This window comes from Maritalea porphyrae (assembly GCF_027213965.1).
GTDB classification, from domain to species: Bacteria; Pseudomonadota; Alphaproteobacteria; order Rhizobiales; family Devosiaceae; genus Maritalea; species Maritalea porphyrae_A.
Window position 1 is genome coordinate 555,831 of sequence record NZ_JAPWGX010000003.1, and the last position, 18,923, is coordinate 574,753.

19 protein-coding genes and 2 tRNA genes are annotated in these 18,923 nt (G+C 49.4%); 20 read left to right on the top strand and 1 reads right to left on the bottom strand.

The features are described from left to right. The first annotated feature begins 71 nt into the window (after positions 1-71). The 8 genes from O4H47_RS11605 to O4H47_RS11640 all read left to right on the top strand — a co-directional run bounded on the left by O4H47_RS11605 (position 72) and on the right by O4H47_RS11640 (position 8,136). Positions 72-1,580 carry an NAD(P)H-hydrate dehydratase gene (locus O4H47_RS11605; RefSeq protein ID WP_269394141.1) on the top strand — a complete coding sequence of 503 codons (1,509 nt, stop codon included), beginning with the start codon at positions 72-74 and terminating at the stop codon, positions 1,578-1,580. 93 nt (positions 1,581-1,673) lie between these two features. After that, positions 1,674-2,306: an ATP-dependent Clp protease proteolytic subunit gene (locus O4H47_RS11610; RefSeq protein ID WP_269394142.1), complete on the top strand. Its 633-nt coding sequence runs from the start codon at positions 1,674-1,676 to the stop codon at positions 2,304-2,306. Between the two features lie 176 nt (positions 2,307-2,482). Continuing rightward, complete coding sequence (clpX, locus tag O4H47_RS11615; RefSeq protein ID WP_269394143.1) at positions 2,483-3,763, top strand: ATP-dependent Clp protease ATP-binding subunit ClpX; 1,281 nt, start codon at positions 2,483-2,485, stop codon at positions 3,761-3,763. 187 nt (positions 3,764-3,950) lie between these two features. Beyond that, a complete protein-coding gene (lon, locus tag O4H47_RS11620; RefSeq protein WP_269394144.1) occupies positions 3,951-6,383 on the top strand; it encodes an endopeptidase La in 2,433 nt (810 codons plus the stop codon). A 174-nt stretch (positions 6,384-6,557) separates the two neighbouring features. Continuing rightward, positions 6,558-6,836 (top strand): HU family DNA-binding protein, encoded by a 279-nt coding sequence (locus O4H47_RS11625; RefSeq protein WP_269394145.1) that lies wholly within the window; start codon positions 6,558-6,560, stop codon positions 6,834-6,836. A gap of 100 nt (positions 6,837-6,936) precedes the next feature. Beyond that, a tRNA-Val gene (locus tag O4H47_RS11630) sits at positions 6,937-7,012 on the top strand. A 233-nt stretch (positions 7,013-7,245) separates the two neighbouring features. Continuing rightward, positions 7,246-7,322 (top strand) — tRNA-Asp (locus tag O4H47_RS11635). A 286-nt stretch (positions 7,323-7,608) separates the two neighbouring features. Beyond that, positions 7,609-8,136: an outer membrane protein gene (locus O4H47_RS11640; protein ID WP_269394146.1), complete on the top strand. Its 528-nt coding sequence runs from the start codon at positions 7,609-7,611 to the stop codon at positions 8,134-8,136. Positions 8,137-8,222: 86 nt separating this feature from the next. Here the strand turns inward: O4H47_RS11640 and O4H47_RS11645 are convergent, their stop codons facing one another. Continuing rightward, positions 8,223-8,567 carry a hypothetical protein gene (locus O4H47_RS11645; protein ID WP_269394147.1) on the bottom strand — a complete coding sequence of 115 codons (345 nt, stop codon included), beginning with the start codon at positions 8,565-8,567 and terminating at the stop codon, positions 8,223-8,225. A gap of 410 nt (positions 8,568-8,977) precedes the next feature. On the opposite strand from O4H47_RS11645, the gene O4H47_RS11650 reads away from it, so the two are divergent. From O4H47_RS11650 to nuoK, 12 genes are read left to right on the top strand one after another with little or no spacing between them, the layout of a single operon-like run. Further along, the gene (locus O4H47_RS11650; RefSeq protein WP_269394148.1) at positions 8,978-9,343 is read left to right on the top strand and encodes an NADH-quinone oxidoreductase subunit A; all 366 of its coding nucleotides are present in this window, start codon (positions 8,978-8,980) and stop codon (positions 9,341-9,343) included. Further along, the gene (locus O4H47_RS11655; RefSeq protein ID WP_269394149.1) at positions 9,334-9,912 is read left to right on the top strand and encodes a NuoB/complex I 20 kDa subunit family protein; all 579 of its coding nucleotides are present in this window, start codon (positions 9,334-9,336) and stop codon (positions 9,910-9,912) included. The genes O4H47_RS11650 and O4H47_RS11655 overlap by 10 nt, the downstream gene beginning before the upstream one ends. Positions 9,913-9,921: 9 nt before the next feature. Then, complete coding sequence (locus tag O4H47_RS11660; protein WP_269394150.1) at positions 9,922-10,524, top strand: NADH-quinone oxidoreductase subunit C; 603 nt, start codon at positions 9,922-9,924, stop codon at positions 10,522-10,524. Between the two features lie 8 nt (positions 10,525-10,532). Next, positions 10,533-11,723 (top strand): NADH-quinone oxidoreductase subunit D, encoded by a 1,191-nt coding sequence (locus tag O4H47_RS11665; protein WP_269394151.1) that lies wholly within the window; start codon positions 10,533-10,535, stop codon positions 11,721-11,723. After that, on the top strand, positions 11,723-12,760 hold the full coding sequence (gene nuoE / locus O4H47_RS11670; RefSeq protein ID WP_269394152.1) for an NADH-quinone oxidoreductase subunit NuoE: 1,038 nt from the start codon (positions 11,723-11,725) through the stop codon (positions 12,758-12,760). The genes O4H47_RS11665 and nuoE overlap by 1 nt, the downstream gene beginning before the upstream one ends. Continuing rightward, positions 12,760-12,954, top strand: a complete 195-nt coding sequence (locus O4H47_RS11675; RefSeq protein WP_269394153.1) for a hypothetical protein — start codon at positions 12,760-12,762, stop codon at positions 12,952-12,954. The genes nuoE and O4H47_RS11675 overlap by 1 nt, the downstream gene beginning before the upstream one ends. 3 nt (positions 12,955-12,957) lie before the next feature. Continuing rightward, positions 12,958-14,265, top strand: coding sequence for an NADH-quinone oxidoreductase subunit NuoF (gene nuoF, locus O4H47_RS11680; RefSeq protein WP_269394154.1), 1,308 nt, complete (start codon positions 12,958-12,960; stop codon positions 14,263-14,265). 10 nt (positions 14,266-14,275) lie between these two features. Further along, a complete protein-coding gene (nuoG, locus tag O4H47_RS11685; RefSeq protein ID WP_269394155.1) occupies positions 14,276-16,372 on the top strand; it encodes an NADH-quinone oxidoreductase subunit NuoG in 2,097 nt (698 codons plus the stop codon). A gap of 52 nt (positions 16,373-16,424) precedes the next feature. Beyond that, positions 16,425-17,477 carry an NADH-quinone oxidoreductase subunit NuoH gene (gene nuoH, locus O4H47_RS11690; RefSeq protein ID WP_269394390.1) on the top strand — a complete coding sequence of 351 codons (1,053 nt, stop codon included), beginning with the start codon at positions 16,425-16,427 and terminating at the stop codon, positions 17,475-17,477. 12 nt (positions 17,478-17,489) lie between these two features. After that, entirely contained in the window at positions 17,490-17,978 is a 489-nt protein-coding gene (gene nuoI, locus O4H47_RS11695; RefSeq protein WP_269394156.1) for an NADH-quinone oxidoreductase subunit NuoI, read from the top strand. Between the two features lie 9 nt (positions 17,979-17,987). Next, the gene (locus O4H47_RS11700; protein WP_269394157.1) at positions 17,988-18,596 is read left to right on the top strand and encodes an NADH-quinone oxidoreductase subunit J; all 609 of its coding nucleotides are present in this window, start codon (positions 17,988-17,990) and stop codon (positions 18,594-18,596) included. Between the two features lie 12 nt (positions 18,597-18,608). Further along, positions 18,609-18,923, top strand: a complete 315-nt coding sequence (gene nuoK, locus O4H47_RS11705; RefSeq protein ID WP_269394158.1) for an NADH-quinone oxidoreductase subunit NuoK — start codon at positions 18,609-18,611, stop codon at positions 18,921-18,923.

Genomic DNA, 18,923 nt, shown 5'->3' on the forward strand with positions numbered 1-18,923 from the left:
GCGCTAGATCATGGCACAACCGATGAGTTGTTGTGAAGATATTCGGGGTTTTCAAAACTCAGGGAAAGCGCATGATTGGCAGTATGACCTATTCTGATTCCAAACATTGTTTGCTGTCGCCATTTGAAATGGGGCAGGCCGATGCGCTGACCATTGCGGCGGGGACAAGTGAAATTGAATTGATGGGCAATGCTGGCCGCAATGTTGGGCGGTATATCGTTGCGCACTTCCGGCGCTCACCGGTATCGATTTTGTGTGGGCCGGGCAATAATGGCGGAGATGGTTTTGTTGTTGGTTGCTATTTGCGTGATCGCGGCTGGCCAGTGCGTTTGGCGGTGTGTGGTGAACCAACACACTATGGTGAAGCGGCAACTTACTTCCTAAACCTTTGGGGGGAAGCTGACCCCTTTTCACCTGAACTTATTGGAGACGCTGGTGTTTTGGTAGATGCATTGTTTGGCGCGGGGTTAGATCGACCAATTGCTGGCGCTTACTTGGATATTATTCGGTTAGCGAACCAAACTAATGCGCCGATAGTGAGTCTGGATATGCCTTCGGGCGTGCATGGGGAAACCGGGCAGGTTTTGGGCGACGCCATTAGAGCGGATGCAACCGTAACATTTTTCCGCAAGAAACCCGGACACTTGTTATTACCCGGTCGCGACCTCTGTGGGGAAGTTGAACTGGGCCAAATCGGTATCGGTAATGAGGTGCTAGAGAGAATTGAGCCTCAGGTAGCCCAGAACCATCCTGATTTGTGGGAATTGCCAAAGGCGGCAGTTGGCGGGCATAAATATTCCAAGGGGCATTGTGTGGTTGTTTCAGGTCCGAAAGGGGCAACGGGCGCTGCACGTATGTCTGCGCTTTCAGCATTGCGCGCTGGGGCGGGCTTGGTGACGATAAACGGGCACACGGATGCGCTTGCAGAGCATGGGGCGCAATTGAGCGCGATTATGTTGCGTGCGGACCCTTTAGAGGCGGTGCTTGAGGATGAGCGCTATAACGCCGTGGTGATTGGTCCGGGCAATGGCGTTGTGCCGGCAACTCTTCACAATGTGTTGACTGCTCTTAACGCCAAGCGCGCCTTGTTATTGGATGCTGATGCCCTAACTATATTCGAAAGTGATCCAAAGTCGTTGTTCGACACTATAAAGGATACAAGTTCAAATGTTGTGCTGACGCCACATGCTGGAGAGTTTCATCGATTGTTTGCTGACATTGACTTGAGCAATGGCAAAATAGAGGCGGCACAAGAAGCTGCACGACGTTCGGGTGCGGTGGTTGTTTTGAAAGGCGCTGATACTGTTATTGCTTCGCCCGATGGTCGGGCGGTAATTAATGCGAATGCGCCACCTTGGCTTGCTACAGCGGGTTCTGGTGATGTTTTGGCAGGAATTATCGGCGGATTGCAGGCGCAGGGCATGGAAGCATTTGACGCGGCGTGCGCAGGGGTTTATGTGCATGGGCTGGCTGCTAGCCAGTTTGGCGGGCCGGGGATGATCGCCACCGATTTGCCCCAATTCGTGCCTAGTGCATTGGCTGCGGCCGGACAAAAAATTAACTCTATCTTGAACCGATAGAGGGCAAAACCTATCTAGCGGTTTTACCGCACGTTAAGACGCATCATATTTTATCGGATATAAGGCCGATTCGATTCACCAAGGATGAGACGTATGAGAGATCCGATTGATACATTTACGAGCACGCTGGTGCCAATGGTTGTTGAGCAATCCAACCGTGGCGAGCGCTCGTTCGACATTTTCTCGCGCTTGCTGCGCGAACGCATCATCTTTGTAACGGGGCCAGTTGAAGACCATATGGCGTCTTTGATTGTTGCGCAGTTGCTCTTTCTTGAATCGGAAAACCCGAAGAAAGAAATTGCGATGTACATCAATTCGCCCGGCGGCGTGGTGACATCGGGCTTGTCGATCTATGACACTATGCAGTTCATCAAGCCAGAGATTGCCACCTTGTGCGTTGGCCAAGCCGCTTCTATGGGGTCGTTGCTGTTGGCAGCGGGCACCAAAGGCATGCGCGGCGCGTTGCCAAATGCTTCTGTTATGGTGCACCAGCCTTCTGGCGGTTACCGCGGGCAGGCGACAGACATTCTTATTCACGCTGAACATACAGCGAATTTGAAAAAGCGCTTGAACGAGATTTACGTGCAGCACACGGGTCAAGATTATGAAACGATTGAGAACGCGCTTGATCGGGACAACTTTATGACAGCTGAAGCTGCCAAAGAGTTTGGATTGATTGATAAAGTTTACGCAAAACGTGGCGCGGACGACGCCGACGCATCGTAGATTTCGTTAATCAAGATGTTGAATTTCGCGCAATTGGGCTTTGAATTAAGCTTTTGTGCGGAATTTGTGAGCGAAGATCGGTTTAACGATCTAAAATAGCTTACTGTTTGTTTATGTGCAGATGCTAAGGTTTGCAGATAAGCTGAATGAAAGATGCACATTCAGGAGTGCTTTGAATGACAAAAGACACCGGCAACGGCGACAGTTCAAAAAATACACTTTACTGCTCATTTTGCGGCAAGTCGCAACATGAAGTCAGAAAGCTTATCGCTGGCCCGACTGTTTTTATCTGTGACGAATGTGTTGAGCTTTGCATGGATATCATCCGTGAGGAGAGCAAGTCTTCTACGGTGAAGTCGGCTGACGGGGTAATGGCACCTGCAGAAATTTGTGCGGTGTTGGATGATTATGTAATCGGCCAATATCGAGCAAAACGCGTGCTATCTGTGGCGGTGCACAACCACTACAAGCGTTTGAACCACTCATCTAAGAGCCAAGATATTGAATTGGCAAAATCAAATATTCTGCTGATCGGCCCAACCGGTTGCGGTAAGACATATTTGGCGCAGACATTGGCGCGCATCATTGATGTGCCGTTCACAATGGCAGATGCGACAACGCTTACTGAAGCTGGTTATGTGGGGGAAGATGTTGAAAACATCATCCTCAAGCTTCTGCAGTCTTCTGACTACAATGTTGAAAAAGCTCAGCGCGGCATCGTTTACATCGATGAGGTGGATAAGATTTCTCGTAAATCTGACAATCCATCCATTACACGCGATGTTTCGGGCGAGGGCGTGCAGCAAGCATTGCTTAAGATCATGGAAGGCACTGTTGCAAGTGTGCCGCCACAAGGTGGCCGTAAGCACCCGCAGCAAGAGTTCTTGCAAGTGGATACAACCAACATTCTGTTTATCGTTGGTGGTGCTTTCTCAGGTCTTGAAAAAATCATTAGTGCGCGCGGCGAGGGGACTTCCATCGGCTTTGGTGCTGAAGTGAAAGACCCAACTGACCGTCAACTTGGCGAGATTTTCGCTGAGGTTGAGCCAGAGGATTTGACCAAATTTGGTTTGATCCCAGAGTTTATTGGCCGTTTGCCTGTTATCGCGACGCTTGAAAACTTGGACGAAGATGCACTTGTGCAAATTCTGACCAAGCCGAAAAACGCGCTCGTGCGTCAGTATCAACGCCTGTTCGCGATGGAAGAAGTTGAATTGACCTTCCAAGACGAAGCGCTAAATGAGATTGCCCGGCATGCGATTAAGCGCAAAACCGGTGCCCGTGGTCTACGTTCGATCATGGAAGGCATTCTGCTCGACACAATGTACGATCTTCCTTCGCTTGAGGGCGTTGAAGAGGTGGTCATTAGTGCTGATGTGGTAAATGACAAGGATGCTCGCCCGCTCTACATTTACGCGGACCGCAAAGAAGAAGCGGACGCAGGCGCAGGCGCGTAAATAAAGTTTGCTAATTAGCCCGACGCGTACTTGTCGGGCTGGCAAAACTTCCTATCTAGTAGTTTCAATAGAGTCTTCGTTGACCCCATTGGGTTGATGACCGTGGCGTATGTTTTTGCGCCGAGTAACGGTTGTGTCGTTGCCGCTTAACTTGGGACTACACAGCCGGTTGATGAAAGGATCATCTATGTCCGATAAGGATAAAACTGACACTTCAATCGAACCCGGCGAAGGCCGTGTTTACCCTGTTCTGCCGTTGCGCGACATCGTTGCGTTTCCTGGCATGATTGTGCCCTTGTTCGTTGGCCGAGAGAAGTCCGTCAAAGCGCTTGAAGAAGTGATGCGCGAGGATAAGAACATCCTTGTTGTGACCCAAAAAAGCGCTCAAGAGGATGACCCGACTACAGATGATGTTTTTGATGTCGGCACAATTGCTTCTGTTTTGCAGTTGTTGAAATTGCCAGATGGCACCGTCAAAGTGCTGATTGAAGGCATCTCCCGCGCAAAGATTTCTAACTTTTTGCGCGCTGACGAGTATTTTGAAGCCGAAGCCATTCCTTTTGACGTTGAAGCGTATGACGAAATTGAAGCTGAGGCGCTCGCGCGTTCAGCAGTCAATGAGTTTGAAAACTACGTCAAACTGAACAAGAAGATTTCGCCTGAAGTGGTGGGCGCGGTTTCTCAGATTGACGACCATTCTAAACTAGCTGACACGATTGCGTCTCACTTGGCAGTGAAAAACCAAGAGAAACAAGAAATCTTGGCCATTAATTCAGTTACCGGACGTTTGCACCGAGTGCTTGAATTGATGGAAGGCGAAATTGGCGTTCTGCAAGTTGAACGTCGTATCCGCACGCGTGTTAAGCGCCAGATGGAAAAAACCCAACGCGAGTATTATCTGAACGAACAGATGAAAGCGATCCAAAAGGAATTGGGTGATTCTGAGGACGGTACCGACGAGTTGACGGAGCTCGAAGAGCGGATCAACAAAACGAAGCTTTCAAAAGAAGCTAAGGAAAAGGCAACCGCTGAGTTTAAGAAACTCAAACAGATGAGCCCAATGTCGGCTGAAGCAACTGTGGTGCGGAATTATCTTGATTGGATGCTTGGATTGCCTTGGGGCAAGAAGTCAAAAATCAAGAAAGACCTCGCGTTTGCACAAGATGTTTTGGATACCGAGCACTATGGACTTGAGAAAGTCAAAGAGCGGATTGTTGAGTATCTTGCCGTGCAAGCACGCACTGGGAAACTAAAAGGGCCGATTCTATGTCTTGTTGGCCCTCCAGGTGTAGGTAAAACGTCGCTAGGTAAGTCGATTGCCAAAGCAACCGGTCGTGAGTTTGCACGTATGTCACTTGGTGGCGTACGCGACGAGGCAGAGATTCGCGGACACCGACGCACCTATATTGGCTCGATGCCGGGTAAAGTGATCCAGTCGATGAAAAAAGCGGGCAAAGCGAATCCTTTGTTCCTGCTCGATGAAATCGACAAAATGGGTCAAGATTTCCGTGGTGACCCTTCTTCTGCATTGTTGGAAGTGTTGGATCCAGAGCAAAACAACACATTTGCCGATCACTATCTCGAAGTTGACTATGATTTGTCTGACGTGATGTTTGTCACAACGGCAAACACGCTCAATATTCCTGGTCCTTTGATGGATCGGATGGAGATCATTCGCCTTTCTGGCTACACAGAAGAAGAAAAAGCTGAAATCGCTCGACGTCACCTGATTCCCGAAACCATGAAAGAACATGGATTGAAGGCAGATGAGGCCGTTTTGTCTGATGAATCACTTACATTCCTGATTCAGCGCTATACGCGTGAAGCAGGTGTGCGGAATTTGAAGCGCGAGTTGGCGAATCTGTTCCGTAAAGTGGTCAAAGAATTGACCTTGGACAAAAAGCTCAAATCCGTGACGCTTGATTTGGCCAAAGTGGAAGAATATCTAGGTCCACCACGGCACCGTCACGGTGAAATCGATGATGAACCACAAGTTGGGGTCGTTAATGGTTTGGCTTGGACCTCAGTTGGTGGGGAACTTCTCACCATTGAAGGTGTGACCACTTACGGTAAGGGCAAGCGAACTGTCACTGGCAACCTTAAGGACGTGATGAAAGAATCAATCTCGGCTGCCGCCACATATGTGCGGTCACGGGCTATTGATTTTGGCATTGAACCACCGTTGTTTGATGCGCGTGACATTCACGTACACGTGCCTGAAGGTGCAACGCCAAAAGACGGACCGTCTGCGGGTGTCGGCATGGCAACGGCGATTGTGTCAGTGATGACCGGTATTCCTGTGCGCAATGACGTGGCTATGACAGGAGAAATCACCCTGCGTGGCCGTGTGCTGCCGATTGGTGGTTTGAAAGAGAAGCTTTTGGCCGCACTTCGGGGGGGAATCAAAAAAGTATTGATTCCCGAAGAAAACGTACGCGATTTGGTCGATGTACCTGACATTGTGAAAGAGGGGCTTGAGATTGTGCCTGTTTCGAAAATGGAAGATGTGATTGCCCATGCATTGGTGGAAGCACCAAAAGCAATCGAATGGGACTTTGAGGCTTATGCTGAAAGCCTACGTCAGCAACGTGATTCTGCGCCGAATCTGACTGCCCATTAACTTTTACGCTAAGTAAAATGCATATTTGAGGGCCGGGACATTGTTTCCGGCCCTTTTTTTGGGCGAAAAACGCCTGAAAGCACCGGATTTCCTTGCTTTAGTCTTAGAATCGAAGAAATGTAACTCGCGCATACTCAGGCAAATAGCCATGGGTTTAGATATGAGGATAGTTAAATGAACAAAAATGATCTGATTGCTGTTGCTGCAGAAAAAGCAGGCATCACCAAAGCTGACGCCGCTTCAGCCGTTGACGCAGTATTCGATGCAATCGAAGGCACATTGAAAGATGGTAGCGAAGTTCGCTTGGTTGGCTTCGGTACTTTCTCTGTATCACACCGTAAAGCAACAAAAGGCCGCAACCCTGCAACTGGCGCAGAAATTGATATTGCTGCGACGAACGTGCCTAAATTTAAGCCTGGCAAGCAGCTCAAAGAAGCTGTGAACGGCAAGTAACAAAAAAAATTGCATTTTTTTGAAGGTCTCGATGAAAATCGGGACCTTTTTTGTTGACGTAGCGTTTGATACGAATTAAACGATGCACACCTCATTAAGAGGGCGATTAGCTCAGTTGGTAGAGCGCTTCGTTTACACCGAAGATGTCGGGAGTTCGAGTCTCTCATCGCCCACCATTCTCTCTTAAAATCTCACAACTCAGAATTCTCAATAATCGCTTAGTCGATTGTTTTGATTTGTCTTTTCTGCGTCTTGTCGCCAAAAGTCAGGCGGAGTGGGGGCTTTTTGATGTTCTTTGCATGGATTGTAAAAAAAGCATCATAAAGTGTAATTTATGTGCTTGACTTGAGCCTAGATCACTCTTAAACAACGCACATCTTCAGCGGATCTCAACGATACGCGAAACGTTGGGGGTGTAGCTCAGTTGGTTAGAGCGCTGGCCTGTCACGCCAGAGGTCGCGGGTTCGAGTCCCGTCACTCCCGCCATTTTCTTTCATGGCATTGTGAACTCTTTGGCCTCGAACTTCGTGTTCTTGGCAAACCTGTTGTTGACCGCATTCCTTACCAGTATTGAACAAATTGCATCATGGCGCGATTGCCCCATTGTTGCCACAGCTCTATCGCGAAATTGCCTGCTTGTTAGTAGATACTTAACCAACTGATGAGTTTAGCGCGCGATTTGACGATTGTGATGCCACTAAACATTGATTCAAATGGTATGCTTCCTACATCGGTTTTTTAACTTTGAGCATGGTTATCCACGGAGGCCAAAATGACTATATTGAAGAAAATTTCTATTGCCGCTCTTGCGGGTGTTGCAATGAGTGCAGCTGCTTTTGCAGCAGATCCTGTGACGAACTACGCAAGTGACCCTTCGGCTGCATACGCAACATCTGGTTTTAACTGGGATGGCTTTTATGTGGGCCTAAACACGGGCTACGTGAACACTGGTACGGCTGAATGGGCTGTTGGTGGTGTAACGGGTCTGAATATCCAAGATGGCGCGCTTGTTTATGGTGCAGAACTTGAAGTGAATGCCTTGGTGGCCAGTGGCGCATTTACTGGCGCGATGTCTCAAGCGAGTGCACGTGCTGGTTATTTGGTGAGCGACGATATGCTTGTTTATGGCGTTGGCGGCGGTGGCTTTGACAAAGGGGCGGGAATTGGCCTTGTTGGCGCAGGAATGGAATTTGCTTTGACCCAAGAGGTAACTCTTGGTGCGGAGTACAATTACCTGTTTAATTCTGGCGGCGGTTTGGGCCACGAAATTGACGGCAAGGTTCGCTGGTACTTCAACTAGCACGACCAAACTGAATTAGAATATTGGCCGTTGCATTTGTTTGCAGCGGCCATTTTGTTTGTAGGGAGCTTGAGATCGATAAAGTGTTACTCATCTCGGAGCAGCAAAACCACGCCCGCGGGATCGGATGTCCAGCGTCCATTATTGTCTTCTAGTTCTTCTAACTCATCTCGCGAGGGGCCTCCGAGTGCCAATAGCGCTTCGTCAGGTGAGGGGGTGAACAGTTCAAGCCAGATATCTGTTTGGCTTTGCTTCTCGACGCGATCGATCCACAAAGTCATCGCGCCAAATTCAAAGGCAATACTATTTGGGGTCTTGTGAGTTTGTCTTAGTCCGACTTTGTCGCGGTAAAACGAAACAGTTTCCGCCCATTTGAATGACGGCACTTTCATCGCAATGTTTTTGCCTGGTTCTATTTTTGGTTTGTCCATGTTTGCCCACCTCATTGTTTGCCGATCAATTGGTAAAGCAATGTTTGTTTGTAGGGAAGAACTGGAAAGACGTGAGAGCACCTGCCCATAATAAGGGTGGAAGCTATGCACAAAGCCATGTTCGAATTGAGTTGGTGCTATCAATTTGTGCGAATCAAGTGTTGGCGAGTGGCGTAATTTGGGTGGCTTTTAATATGAGTATTATATTCATATTTATTTGAAATGATTGATTTTTCTCAAGCATGTGGGAATCAGGCTAGAAAGATCGCGTGGGACAATAATTCCTCTTGAATCGTGCAAACCGCTACGTTAAGCCGTAGCAACGATGAATTGGGCCGAAATGTGACTTTGGTTCATGCATTTTAATTCCTAGGCTGGATTACCCAGTCAACACTAAAGGCAAGGCAATTATGAACGAATTGCTCCTCAATTATCTGCCTGTAATTATCTTTATCGGGCTATCTGCCGTTATCGGCCTCGCGCTTTTGGTAGCGCCTTTCCTTATCGCTGTAAAAAATCCAGACCCTGAAAAAGTATCTGCCTACGAATGTGGTTTTGATCCTTTTGATGATGCGCGCATGAAATTCGATGTGCGGTTCTATCTGGTTGCGATTCTTTTCATCATCTTCGATCTCGAAGTTGCTTTTCTCTTTCCGTGGGCTGTTGCCTTCAAAGGGGTGGGCTGGTTCGGCTTCTGGGCAATGATGATTTTCTTAGGCGTTTTGACCATCGGCTTTGTTTATGAATGGCGTAAAGGGGCTCTGGAATGGGATTGAGTAACGATTCAACTTTGGTTGCGCCGCAACCAAAGGGCATTATCGATCCAAAGACGGGTAAGCCGCTTGGATCAAATGATCCGTTTTTCCTCGATATCAACGATCAATTGGCCGACAAAGGCTTTTTGGTTACCACGACCGACGACCTGATCAACTGGGCGCGGACGGGTTCATTGATGTGGATGACGTTTGGTTTGGCGTGTTGCGCTGTCGAAATGATCCAAATGTCTATGCCCCGTTATGACGTTGAGCGTTTCGGCACTGCGCCTCGTGGTTCGCCTCGCCAGTCTGATGTGATGATTGTTGCTGGCACTTTGACCAACAAAATGGCTCCGGCGTTGCGCAAAGTCTACGATCAAATGCCAGAGCCGCGCTATGTGATCTCTATGGGGTCATGTGCAAACGGCGGTGGTTATTACCATTATTCTTATTCTGTGGTGCGCGGTTGTGACCGGGTTGTGCCAGTGGACATTTACGTTCCTGGTTGCCCACCAACTGCTGAGGCGCTTTTGTATGGCATCTTGATGCTGCAAAAGAAGCTTCGCCGTACCGGCACAATTGAGCGATAGGGCGTGACAATGGATACAACGCTTAGCGAACTTGGCGAGTATATTGCAGCGAAGTTGGGGGATGCCATCCTTTCAACGGATATGAGCTTTGACGAGCTTACGCTGAATATCGAGCGCTCCTCTATTGTTGCGGTGATGCGCTTTCTAAAAGAAGATAGCCAATGCCAATTCTTCAGTTTTATCGATGCATGTGGTGTGGACTATCCAGCCCGCCCAGAGCGTTTTGATGTGGTTTATCATTTGCTCAGCCCTACACGGAATGTGCGCATTCGCGTGAAGCTGACCACAGATGAGAAAACACCCGTTGATTCCATTTGTGAAGTTTTTCCTGGTGCGGATTGGTTCGAGCGCGAAGCCTATGACATGTACGGCATTTTGTTCGTGGGTCACCCAGACCTTCGTCGCTTGCTGACAGACTATGGTTTTGAAGGTTATCCGTTGCGCAAAGACTTCCCGGTGACCGGGTTTGTTGAAGTTCGCTACAATGAAGAGTTGAAGCGGGTCGTTTATGAGCCTGTGAAACTAGCGCAAGAATTCAGAAATTTTGATTATCTCTCACCTTGGGAAGGCACTGATTATGTGCTGCCCGGTGACGAAAAAGCGCAGAGCTGAGGTTTATCATGGCAGAAGCTCAGGTAAGAAATTTTAACATCAACTTCGGCCCGCAGCACCCTGCGGCGCACGGCGTGTTGCGTTTGGTTCTGGAACTGGACGGCGAAGTTGTTGAACGGTGTGATCCGCACGTTGGATTGTTGCACCGTGGTACGGAAAAGCTGATAGAGCAAAAGACCTATTTGCAAGCCGTTCCATACTTTGACCGCCTAGATTATGTGGCGCCGATGAACCAAGAGCATGCCTTTGCTCTGGCTGTCGAAAAGCTATTGGGCATTGAAGTGCCGCGGCGTGGTCAATTGATCCGCGTGCTCTATTCAGAAATTGGGCGCATTCTCAATCACTTGTTGAATATCACGACACAGGCTTTGGACGTTGGTGCGTTGACACCGCCGCTTTGGGGCTTTGAAGAGCGTGAAAAGCTGATGATTTTTTATGAACGTGCATGTGGTGCGCGTTTGCACGCGGCCTATGTGCGTCCTGGTGGGGTTCATCAAGACCTTCCGCCTGAGTTGCTCAATGACATTGAAGCATGGTGTGATCCATTCCTTGATGTTTGTGATGACATTGAAGGTCTTTTGACCGACAACCGGATTTTCAAGCAGCGTAACGTTGATATTTGCAACGTGGCGCTTGATGATGCTTGGGAGTGGGGTTTTTCAGGCGTGATGGTTCGTGGCTCCGGTGCACGATGGGATTTGCGCAAGTCGCAGCCTTATGAGTGCTATGAAGAGATGGAATTTGACATTCCAGTGGGCAAAAACGGCGATTGTTATGACCGTTACCTGTGCCGCATGGAAGAGATGAAGCAGTCTGTTCGTATCATGCGTCAGTGCATTGAAAAGCTACGTGCGCCTGAAGGGCAGGGACCTGTTTCATCCACCGACGGTAAAATTGTTCCGCCAAAACGGAATGAAATGAAACAGTCGATGGAAGCACTTATTCACCACTTTAAACTCTATACCGAAGGCTACAAAGTTCCAGCTGGCGAAGTTTACGCCTCTGTTGAAGCGCCAAAAGGTGAGTTTGGTGTGTATCTCGTATCAGATGGGTCAAATAAGCCGTATCGTTGCAAAATTCGCGCCCCAGGTTTCGCGCATATGTCAGCGATGGATTTCATTAGTAAGGGCCATATGCTCGCCGACGTGTCAGCGATTATTGGTACCCTTGATATCGTATTTGGTGAGGTGGACAGGTAATGTCAGTACGTCGTCTCGCAGAGGATCAAGTGCAGCCTGAAGGTTTTGCGTTCAACGCAGAAAATTTGAAGTGGGCTAAACAAACGATCGCTAAATATCCTGAAGGCCGACAACAGTCGGCTGTCATCCCGTTGTTGATGCGGGCGCAAGATCAAGATGGTTGGGTAACCAAACGTTGTATCGAGCATGTGGCAGATATGCTTGAAATGCCCTACATCCGGGTATTAGAAGTTGCGACTTTTTACACGCAGTTCCAGCTGAAGCCAGTTGGTACGAAAGCCCATATTCAAGTGTGTGGCACCACACCGTGCATGTTGCGTGGCTCTGAGGATTTGATCAAGGTTTGTAAATCCAAGATCAACGATAAGCCGTTTGAAACCAACGCCTCGGGCACTTTGTCTTGGGAAGAGGTTGAGTGTCTTGGTGCATGTGTGAATGCGCCCATGATGATGGTCTTTAAAGATACATATGAAGACCTGACCCCTGAGCGGTTAGAAGAGATTATTAACGAGTTTGAAGCTGGCAAAGACGTAAAAGTTGGCCCCCAGATTGACCGTCAGTTTTCCGCTCCTGAAGGTGGCATGGTCACTTTGACGGAAGTTCCTACGCGCAAAGAAACAAAGGTTGCTAAAGCTCCTGCCAAGAGAGCACCAGCCAAGGCTGCGGCATCAAAGCCAAAGGCGACCAAAGCTGCAAAAGCTGAAGCGCCTAAGGTGGCAGTGAAAAAACCTGTAGCGAAAGCTGCAGTAAAGCCCGCGGATGCAAATGCGCCTTTGTTTGATGCACCAGCTGGTGACAAGGATGATCTGAAGTTGATTTCTGGTGTTGGCCCTGTGCTTGAGCGCAAGTTGAACGAATTGGGCATCACCCAATTCGCGCAAGTGGCCAAACTCACCAAGAAACAAATCACAGAAGTCGATGATCGGTTGAGCTTTAAAGGCCGGATCGAGCGCGATGATTGGAAAGCACAAGCCAAGGCCTTGGCCAAAGGTGGTGCCGAAGAATATCGCAAAGTCTTTGGTAAGGATCCACGCTGATGGCACAAAAGATTTTGGGCGTTGAAATGAGTGGCAAAAACATTGTGATCGCGATTGCGTTCATGGTTGCCACTTATCTTGCCATTCGGGTCGTAGGCATGTTTGCACTTGTTCTAACCTCAGGCTTTTTGGGGTTTGTGGTGAGTGCTGTTGTCGGTTTCTTGCTGTTCGCAGCTTACATGCGGGGGCGCTAAGATATGTTGTCAGATCAAGACCGTATTTTCACAAACCTTTACAATCAGGGCGATTGGGGCCTTAAGGGCGCGCTTAGCCGTGGTTCTTGGTCGCAAACCAAATCGTTTATCGATAGGGGTCGCGATTGGATCACAGACGAGGTGAAATCCTCGGGCCTACGTGGCCGTGGTGGCGCGGGTTTTCCAACAGGTTTGAAATGGTCATTTATGCCAAAGGTGAGCGACGGTCGTCCTCACTATTTGGTGGTGAATGCTGATGAATCAGAGCCAGGCACCTGTAAAGACCGCGAAATCATGCGCCATGATCCGCATCATCTTGTTGAAGGGTGTTTGTTGGCTGGCCGCGCAATGGACGCGCATCACGCATACATTTATGTGCGTGGCGAGTTTGTTCGCGAGCGCGAAGCGCTGCAAGCAGCTGTTGATCAAGCCTATGACGCGAACCTTATCGGTAAGAACAATGTGCACGGATGGGACTTTGATATCATCGTCCATCACGGTGCCGGTGCTTACATTTGTGGTGAAGAAACAGCGCTGCTTGAAAGCCTTGAAGGCAAAAAGGGTCAACCACGGTTGAAACCACCGTTTCCTGCGGGCATGGGCCTTTATGGTTGCCCAACGACCGTGAACAACGTTGAATCAATTGCTGTTGTGCCAGAAATTCTGCGACGCGGTGGTTCTTGGTTTGCCGGTTTGGGCCGGGAAAACAACACAGGTTCAAAACTGTTCTGCGTTTCTGGCCATGTGAATACGCCGGCCACATTTGAAGAAGAAATGGGCATTCCATTTGGTGAGTTGATCGACAAGCATTGCGGTGGCATTCGCGGTGGTTGGGACAATCTGCTGGCTGTTATCCCCGGTGGTTCTTCGGTTCCATGTGTGCCAGGCGACAAGATGCGCGATGCCATTATGGATTTTGACGGGCTGCGTGACGTTGGTTCTTCGCTCGGTACAGCTGCGGTTATTGTTATGGACAAGTCCACCGACATTATTGCGGCGATTGCACGCCTTTCAGCATTCTACAAGCATGAAAGCTGCGGGCAGTGCACTCCTTGTCGTGAGGGTACTGGCTGGATGAACCGAGTGATGGAACGCATGGTGCGCGGGGAAGCGCAAAAGCGTGAAATCGACATGCTGTTTGAAGTCACTAAGCAGGTCGAAGGCCACACAATCTGTGCGCTTGGCGATGCGGCCGCGTGGCCGATCCAAGGTCTCATTAAGAACTTCCGCCCTGTAATTGAAGAGCGGATCGATCAATACACCCACAATGCCAAAGCGGATGGGGCTGTTCCATCCATCGCAGCGGAATAGGGCGGCAAGTATGGCCAATATTAAAGTAGACGGACAGGAAATCGAAGTCCCCGACCACTACACGCTAATGCAGGCGTGTGAGGAAGCGGGCGCTGAGGTTCCTCGTTTTTGTTATCACGAGCGGCTTTCTGTGGCAGGTAACTGTCGCATGTGCCTTGTTGAAGTGAAGGGCGGGCCGCCAAAGCCTGCCGCATCTTGTGCGATGAGTGTGCGCGATTTGCGCCCCGGGCCAAATGGCGAAGCACCTGAAGTCTTCACCAATACGCCAATGGTCAAAAAAGCGCGTGAAGGGGTGATGGAATTCCTTCTGATCAATCACCCGCTCGATTGTCCAATTTGTGACCAAGCTGGCGAGTGTGATCTGCAAGACCAGGCCATGGCTTATGGCGTGGACAACTCGCGCTACCAAGAAAATAAGCGCGCCGTGGAAGACAAATATATCGGGCCGTTGGTGAAAACCATCATGACCCGTTGCATTCACTGTACACGTTGTGTGCGCTTTACAACCGAAGTGGCGGGCATTTCTGAACTTGGTCTTATTGGCCGCGGTGAAGATGCGGAAATTACCACTTATCTTGAAAGCGCGATGACCTCTGAGTTGCAAGGCAATGTGATTGACCTTTGCCCAGTTGGCGCTTTGACCTCAAAACCATACGAATTTACAGCGCGTCCTTGGGAATTGAATAAAACCGAAAGCATCGACGTGATGGATGCAGTTGGTTCAAACATCCGTGTTGATAGCCGTGGTCGTGAAGTGATGCGGATTATGCCGCGGATCAACGAAGCAGTAAACGAAGAGTGGATTTCCGATAAATCTCGTTTCATTTGGGATGGTCTGAAATCACAGCGTTTAGACAAGCCGTACGTCAAGAAAGGTCGCAAGCTGCAAGCTGCGAGCTGGAACGATGCGTTTGCAGCAATTGCTCGTGCTGTCAAAAAATCCTCTGCCGATAAGATTGCAGCTATCGCTGGCGATCTCGCAGCCGTTGAGGAAATGTTCGCGCTTAAAGGCGTTATGAGCCAATTGGGTGCTCCAAGTCTTGATTGCCGTCCTGCAGGTTCTGTGCTCAATCCTTCAAATGGTCGCGCAAGTTATATCTTCAACCCCGGCATTGCTGGCATTGAAGATGCAGACGCGATTTTGATCGTCGGGTCGAACACGCGTAAAGAAGCAGCGATTTTGAACGCGCGGATCCGCAAAGCTTGGCGCGCCACAGGCATGCCGATCGGTGTGATTGGCGAGCAAGCAGATCTCAAGTTTGACTATGAGTATCTAGGTGCTGGCACAGAAAGCCTTGCAGCTGTAGCTGCTGGTGATGTGAAGTTTGCAAAAACGCTAGCAAAAGCAAAACGTCCGTTGATTATTGTGGGCGAGGGGGCTTTGACCGGACCTGCTGCAAAAGATGTTTTGGGCTTGGCCTCAACCATTGCCAAAGATAGCGGCGCATTGAGTGCGGACTGGAATGGCTTTGCTGTTTTGCACAATGCTGCAGCGCGGGTTGGCGGCTTGGACGTTGGATTTGTACCAGCCAAGGGCGGTCTTGACCGTGCGGGCATGGACAAAGCGGCGGCAAAAGGCGAATTGGACATTGTGTTCTTGCTCGGTGCCGACAATATTGACGCTGAAGCCTATAAAGACGCTTTTGTTGTCTATATCGGTTCACACGGTGATGTTGGCGCACATGCAGCTGACGTGATTTTGCCGGGTGTGACATATACCGAGAAAAACGCAACTTACGTCAACACCGCTGGCTTGGTGCAACGTGCATCGCGCGCGGTGTTTGGTCCTGGTGAAGCTAAAGAAGACTGGGCGATCCTTCGGGCATTGTCTGCTCATCTTGGCGCGCCACTACCTTACGACAATTTGCATCAATTGCGTTCTGCGTTGATTGCGCAATATCCTCATTTTGCGGACATTGATGCACCAGCTCAAGAAGACAGCAAAGCAATTGAGAAACTGGCGAAAGTGGCTGCCAAAATCAAATCTGCAGCGCTTAACACCCCAATCAATGATTTTTACCTCACCAACCCAATTGCGCGGGCCTCAGCTGTTATGGCCGAGTGTTCGCAATTGGCAGCTGGTGGCATAAACGAGGCGGCGGAGTAAGATTATGTGGGACTGGATACTCCTAGCATTGGATTATTTGCTCGGCGTGCCGATGTTTGGTTGGGGCACAATGGTCGGCTTTGTTTACAAAGCTTTGTTGTTGCTTGTCGTGCTGTTGATTTTCGTTGCTTACTTCTTGTTGGCTGACCGAAAAATTTGGGCAGCAGTTCAAATTCGGCGCGGACCCAACGTGGTTGGCGCATTTGGTTTGCTGCAAAGCTTTGCCGATTTGCTCAAATTTGTGTTCAAAGAGCCGGTAATCCCCGCTGGTGCAGACAAAGTGCTATTTTTGATGGCACCTTTGATCACTGTGCTGGTGGCTTTGGCTGCATGGGTGGTTATTCCGCTTGATGAAGGTTGGGCATTGGCCGACTTAAACGTTGGTGTGCTTTACGTGTTGGCGATTTCGTCGCTTGGCGTTTATGGCGTGATTTTGGGTGGTTGGGCATCAAACTCCAAATACCCGTTCTTGGGCGCTCTTCGGTCTGCGGCGCAAATGGTTTCTTACGAAGTCTCGCTAGGCTTTGTGATCATCACCGTTCTATTGTGCGTTGGCTCATTGAACCTAACCGACATTGTGGTGGCACAACGCGATATGGGCTTGGCACATATGCTGGGCATACCCTGGGCATCGTTCCTGAATTGGTTCTGGATCCCATTGTTCCCAATGTTTGTGATCTTCTTCATCTCGGCATTGGCCGAAACAAACCGTCCTCCATTTGATTTGCCAGAGGCTGAATCTGAACTGGTTGCTGGTTTCATGGTTGAATATGGCTCCACCCCTTACATGATGTTCATGTTGGGTGAATATGTGGCCATCGTTCTGATGTGCGCAATGACGACGATCCTGTTCATGGGTGGCTGGTTGCCCCCACTGGACGTTGCCCCATTCACGTGGGTTCCGGGTCTTGTGTGGTTCATCATCAAGACTTGCATGGTGTTCTTCATGTTTGCGATGGTGAAAGCCATCGTGCCGCGTTATCGCCATGACCAATTGATGCGTTTGGGCTGGAAAGTATTCCTGCCAATATCCATCGTAATGATTTTTGCCGTTGCATTTGTCCTTCAGCTTACGGGCTGGGGTTGGCATGGCGGCGTGGCATAAGGGGAAACAATAATGCGAGCCATACAGTTTCTCAATTCGCTATTGCTCAAAGAGTTCGTTTCGACGTTCTTTTTGGCGATGCGCTATTTCTTTAAACCAAAACCAACGATCAACTATCCGTTTGAAAAAGGATATGTGAGCCCACGTTTTCGGGGTGAGCACGCGCTGCGGCGTTATCCGAACGGGGAAGAGCGTTGCATCGCTTGTAAACTTTGCGAAGCGATTTGCCCGGCACAAGCGATCACCATTGAAGCCGGTCCGCGCCAGAATGACGGCACCCGTCGTACCGTGCGTTATGACTTGGACATGGTGAAATGTATCTATTGTGGCTTTTGCCAAGAGGCATGTCCGGTGGATGCGATCGTTGAGGGGCCAAACTTTGAGTTTGCGACGGAAACACGCGAGGAGCTTTATTTCGATAAAGATAAGCTTTTGGCGAACGGCGACCGTTGGGAACGCGAAATTGCGGCAAATCTTGATGCTGACGCGGCATATAGGTAGGGAAAACAAATGACACTAGAAATTGCTTTTTTCTATCTGTTTGCTGCAACAGCGATCGTGAGCGCGGTGATGGTGATTTCATCGCGTAATCCAGTTCATTCGGTGATGTTCTTGATCTTGGCGTTTGTGAACGGGGCAGGGATCTTCATGTTGGCTGGCGCTGAGTTTTTAGCGCTGCTGCTGATCGTTGTTTATGTGGGCGCTGTTATGGTGCTGTTCTTGTTCGTGGTGATGATGCTCGATGTAGACTTCGCGCAATTGCGGCAGGGCTTTTTGCAATATGCACCCATCGGGGCAATGGTGGGCGGCATTTTGTTGGTCGAATTGATCATGGTCGCTGGGTCGTTTTTGATCACGCCCGAGGTGGCTGGTTCAAGCGTGTTGCCGTTGGTTGAAGGTGTCTCAAACACCGAGGCGCTCGGGTTGGTGCTTTACACTAGATATGTCTATCTGTTTGAAGCAGCTGGTTTGATTTTGTTGGTGGCGATGATTGGGGCAATCGTTTTGACATTGCGCCATAAACCACACGCAAAACGCCAAGACATTGCGGCACAAGTTGGCCGCAAACGTGAAGATGCAGTGGAAGTTGTATCTGTTGAAAGTGGCAAAGGGATTTAATCAGGGGCTCAAATGATACCAGTTATTCCACTAGGTCATTTTTTGACCGTCGCAGCCGTACTGTTCACTCTTGGGGTGTTTGGCATTTTCCTTAATCGGAAAAACGTCATCATTATCCTGATGTCAGTTGAATTGATCCTTTTGGCCGTTAACATCAATTTCATTGGGTTTAGCGCGCACTTGCAAGATTTGGCGGGGCAAGTATTTGCCTTGTTGATTCTGACAGTGGCAGCTGCTGAAGCCGCGATTGGTTTGGCGATCCTTGTGGTCTTCTTCCGTAATAAAGGTTCCATCGCTGTTGACGATGTGAACGTGATGAAGGGCTAA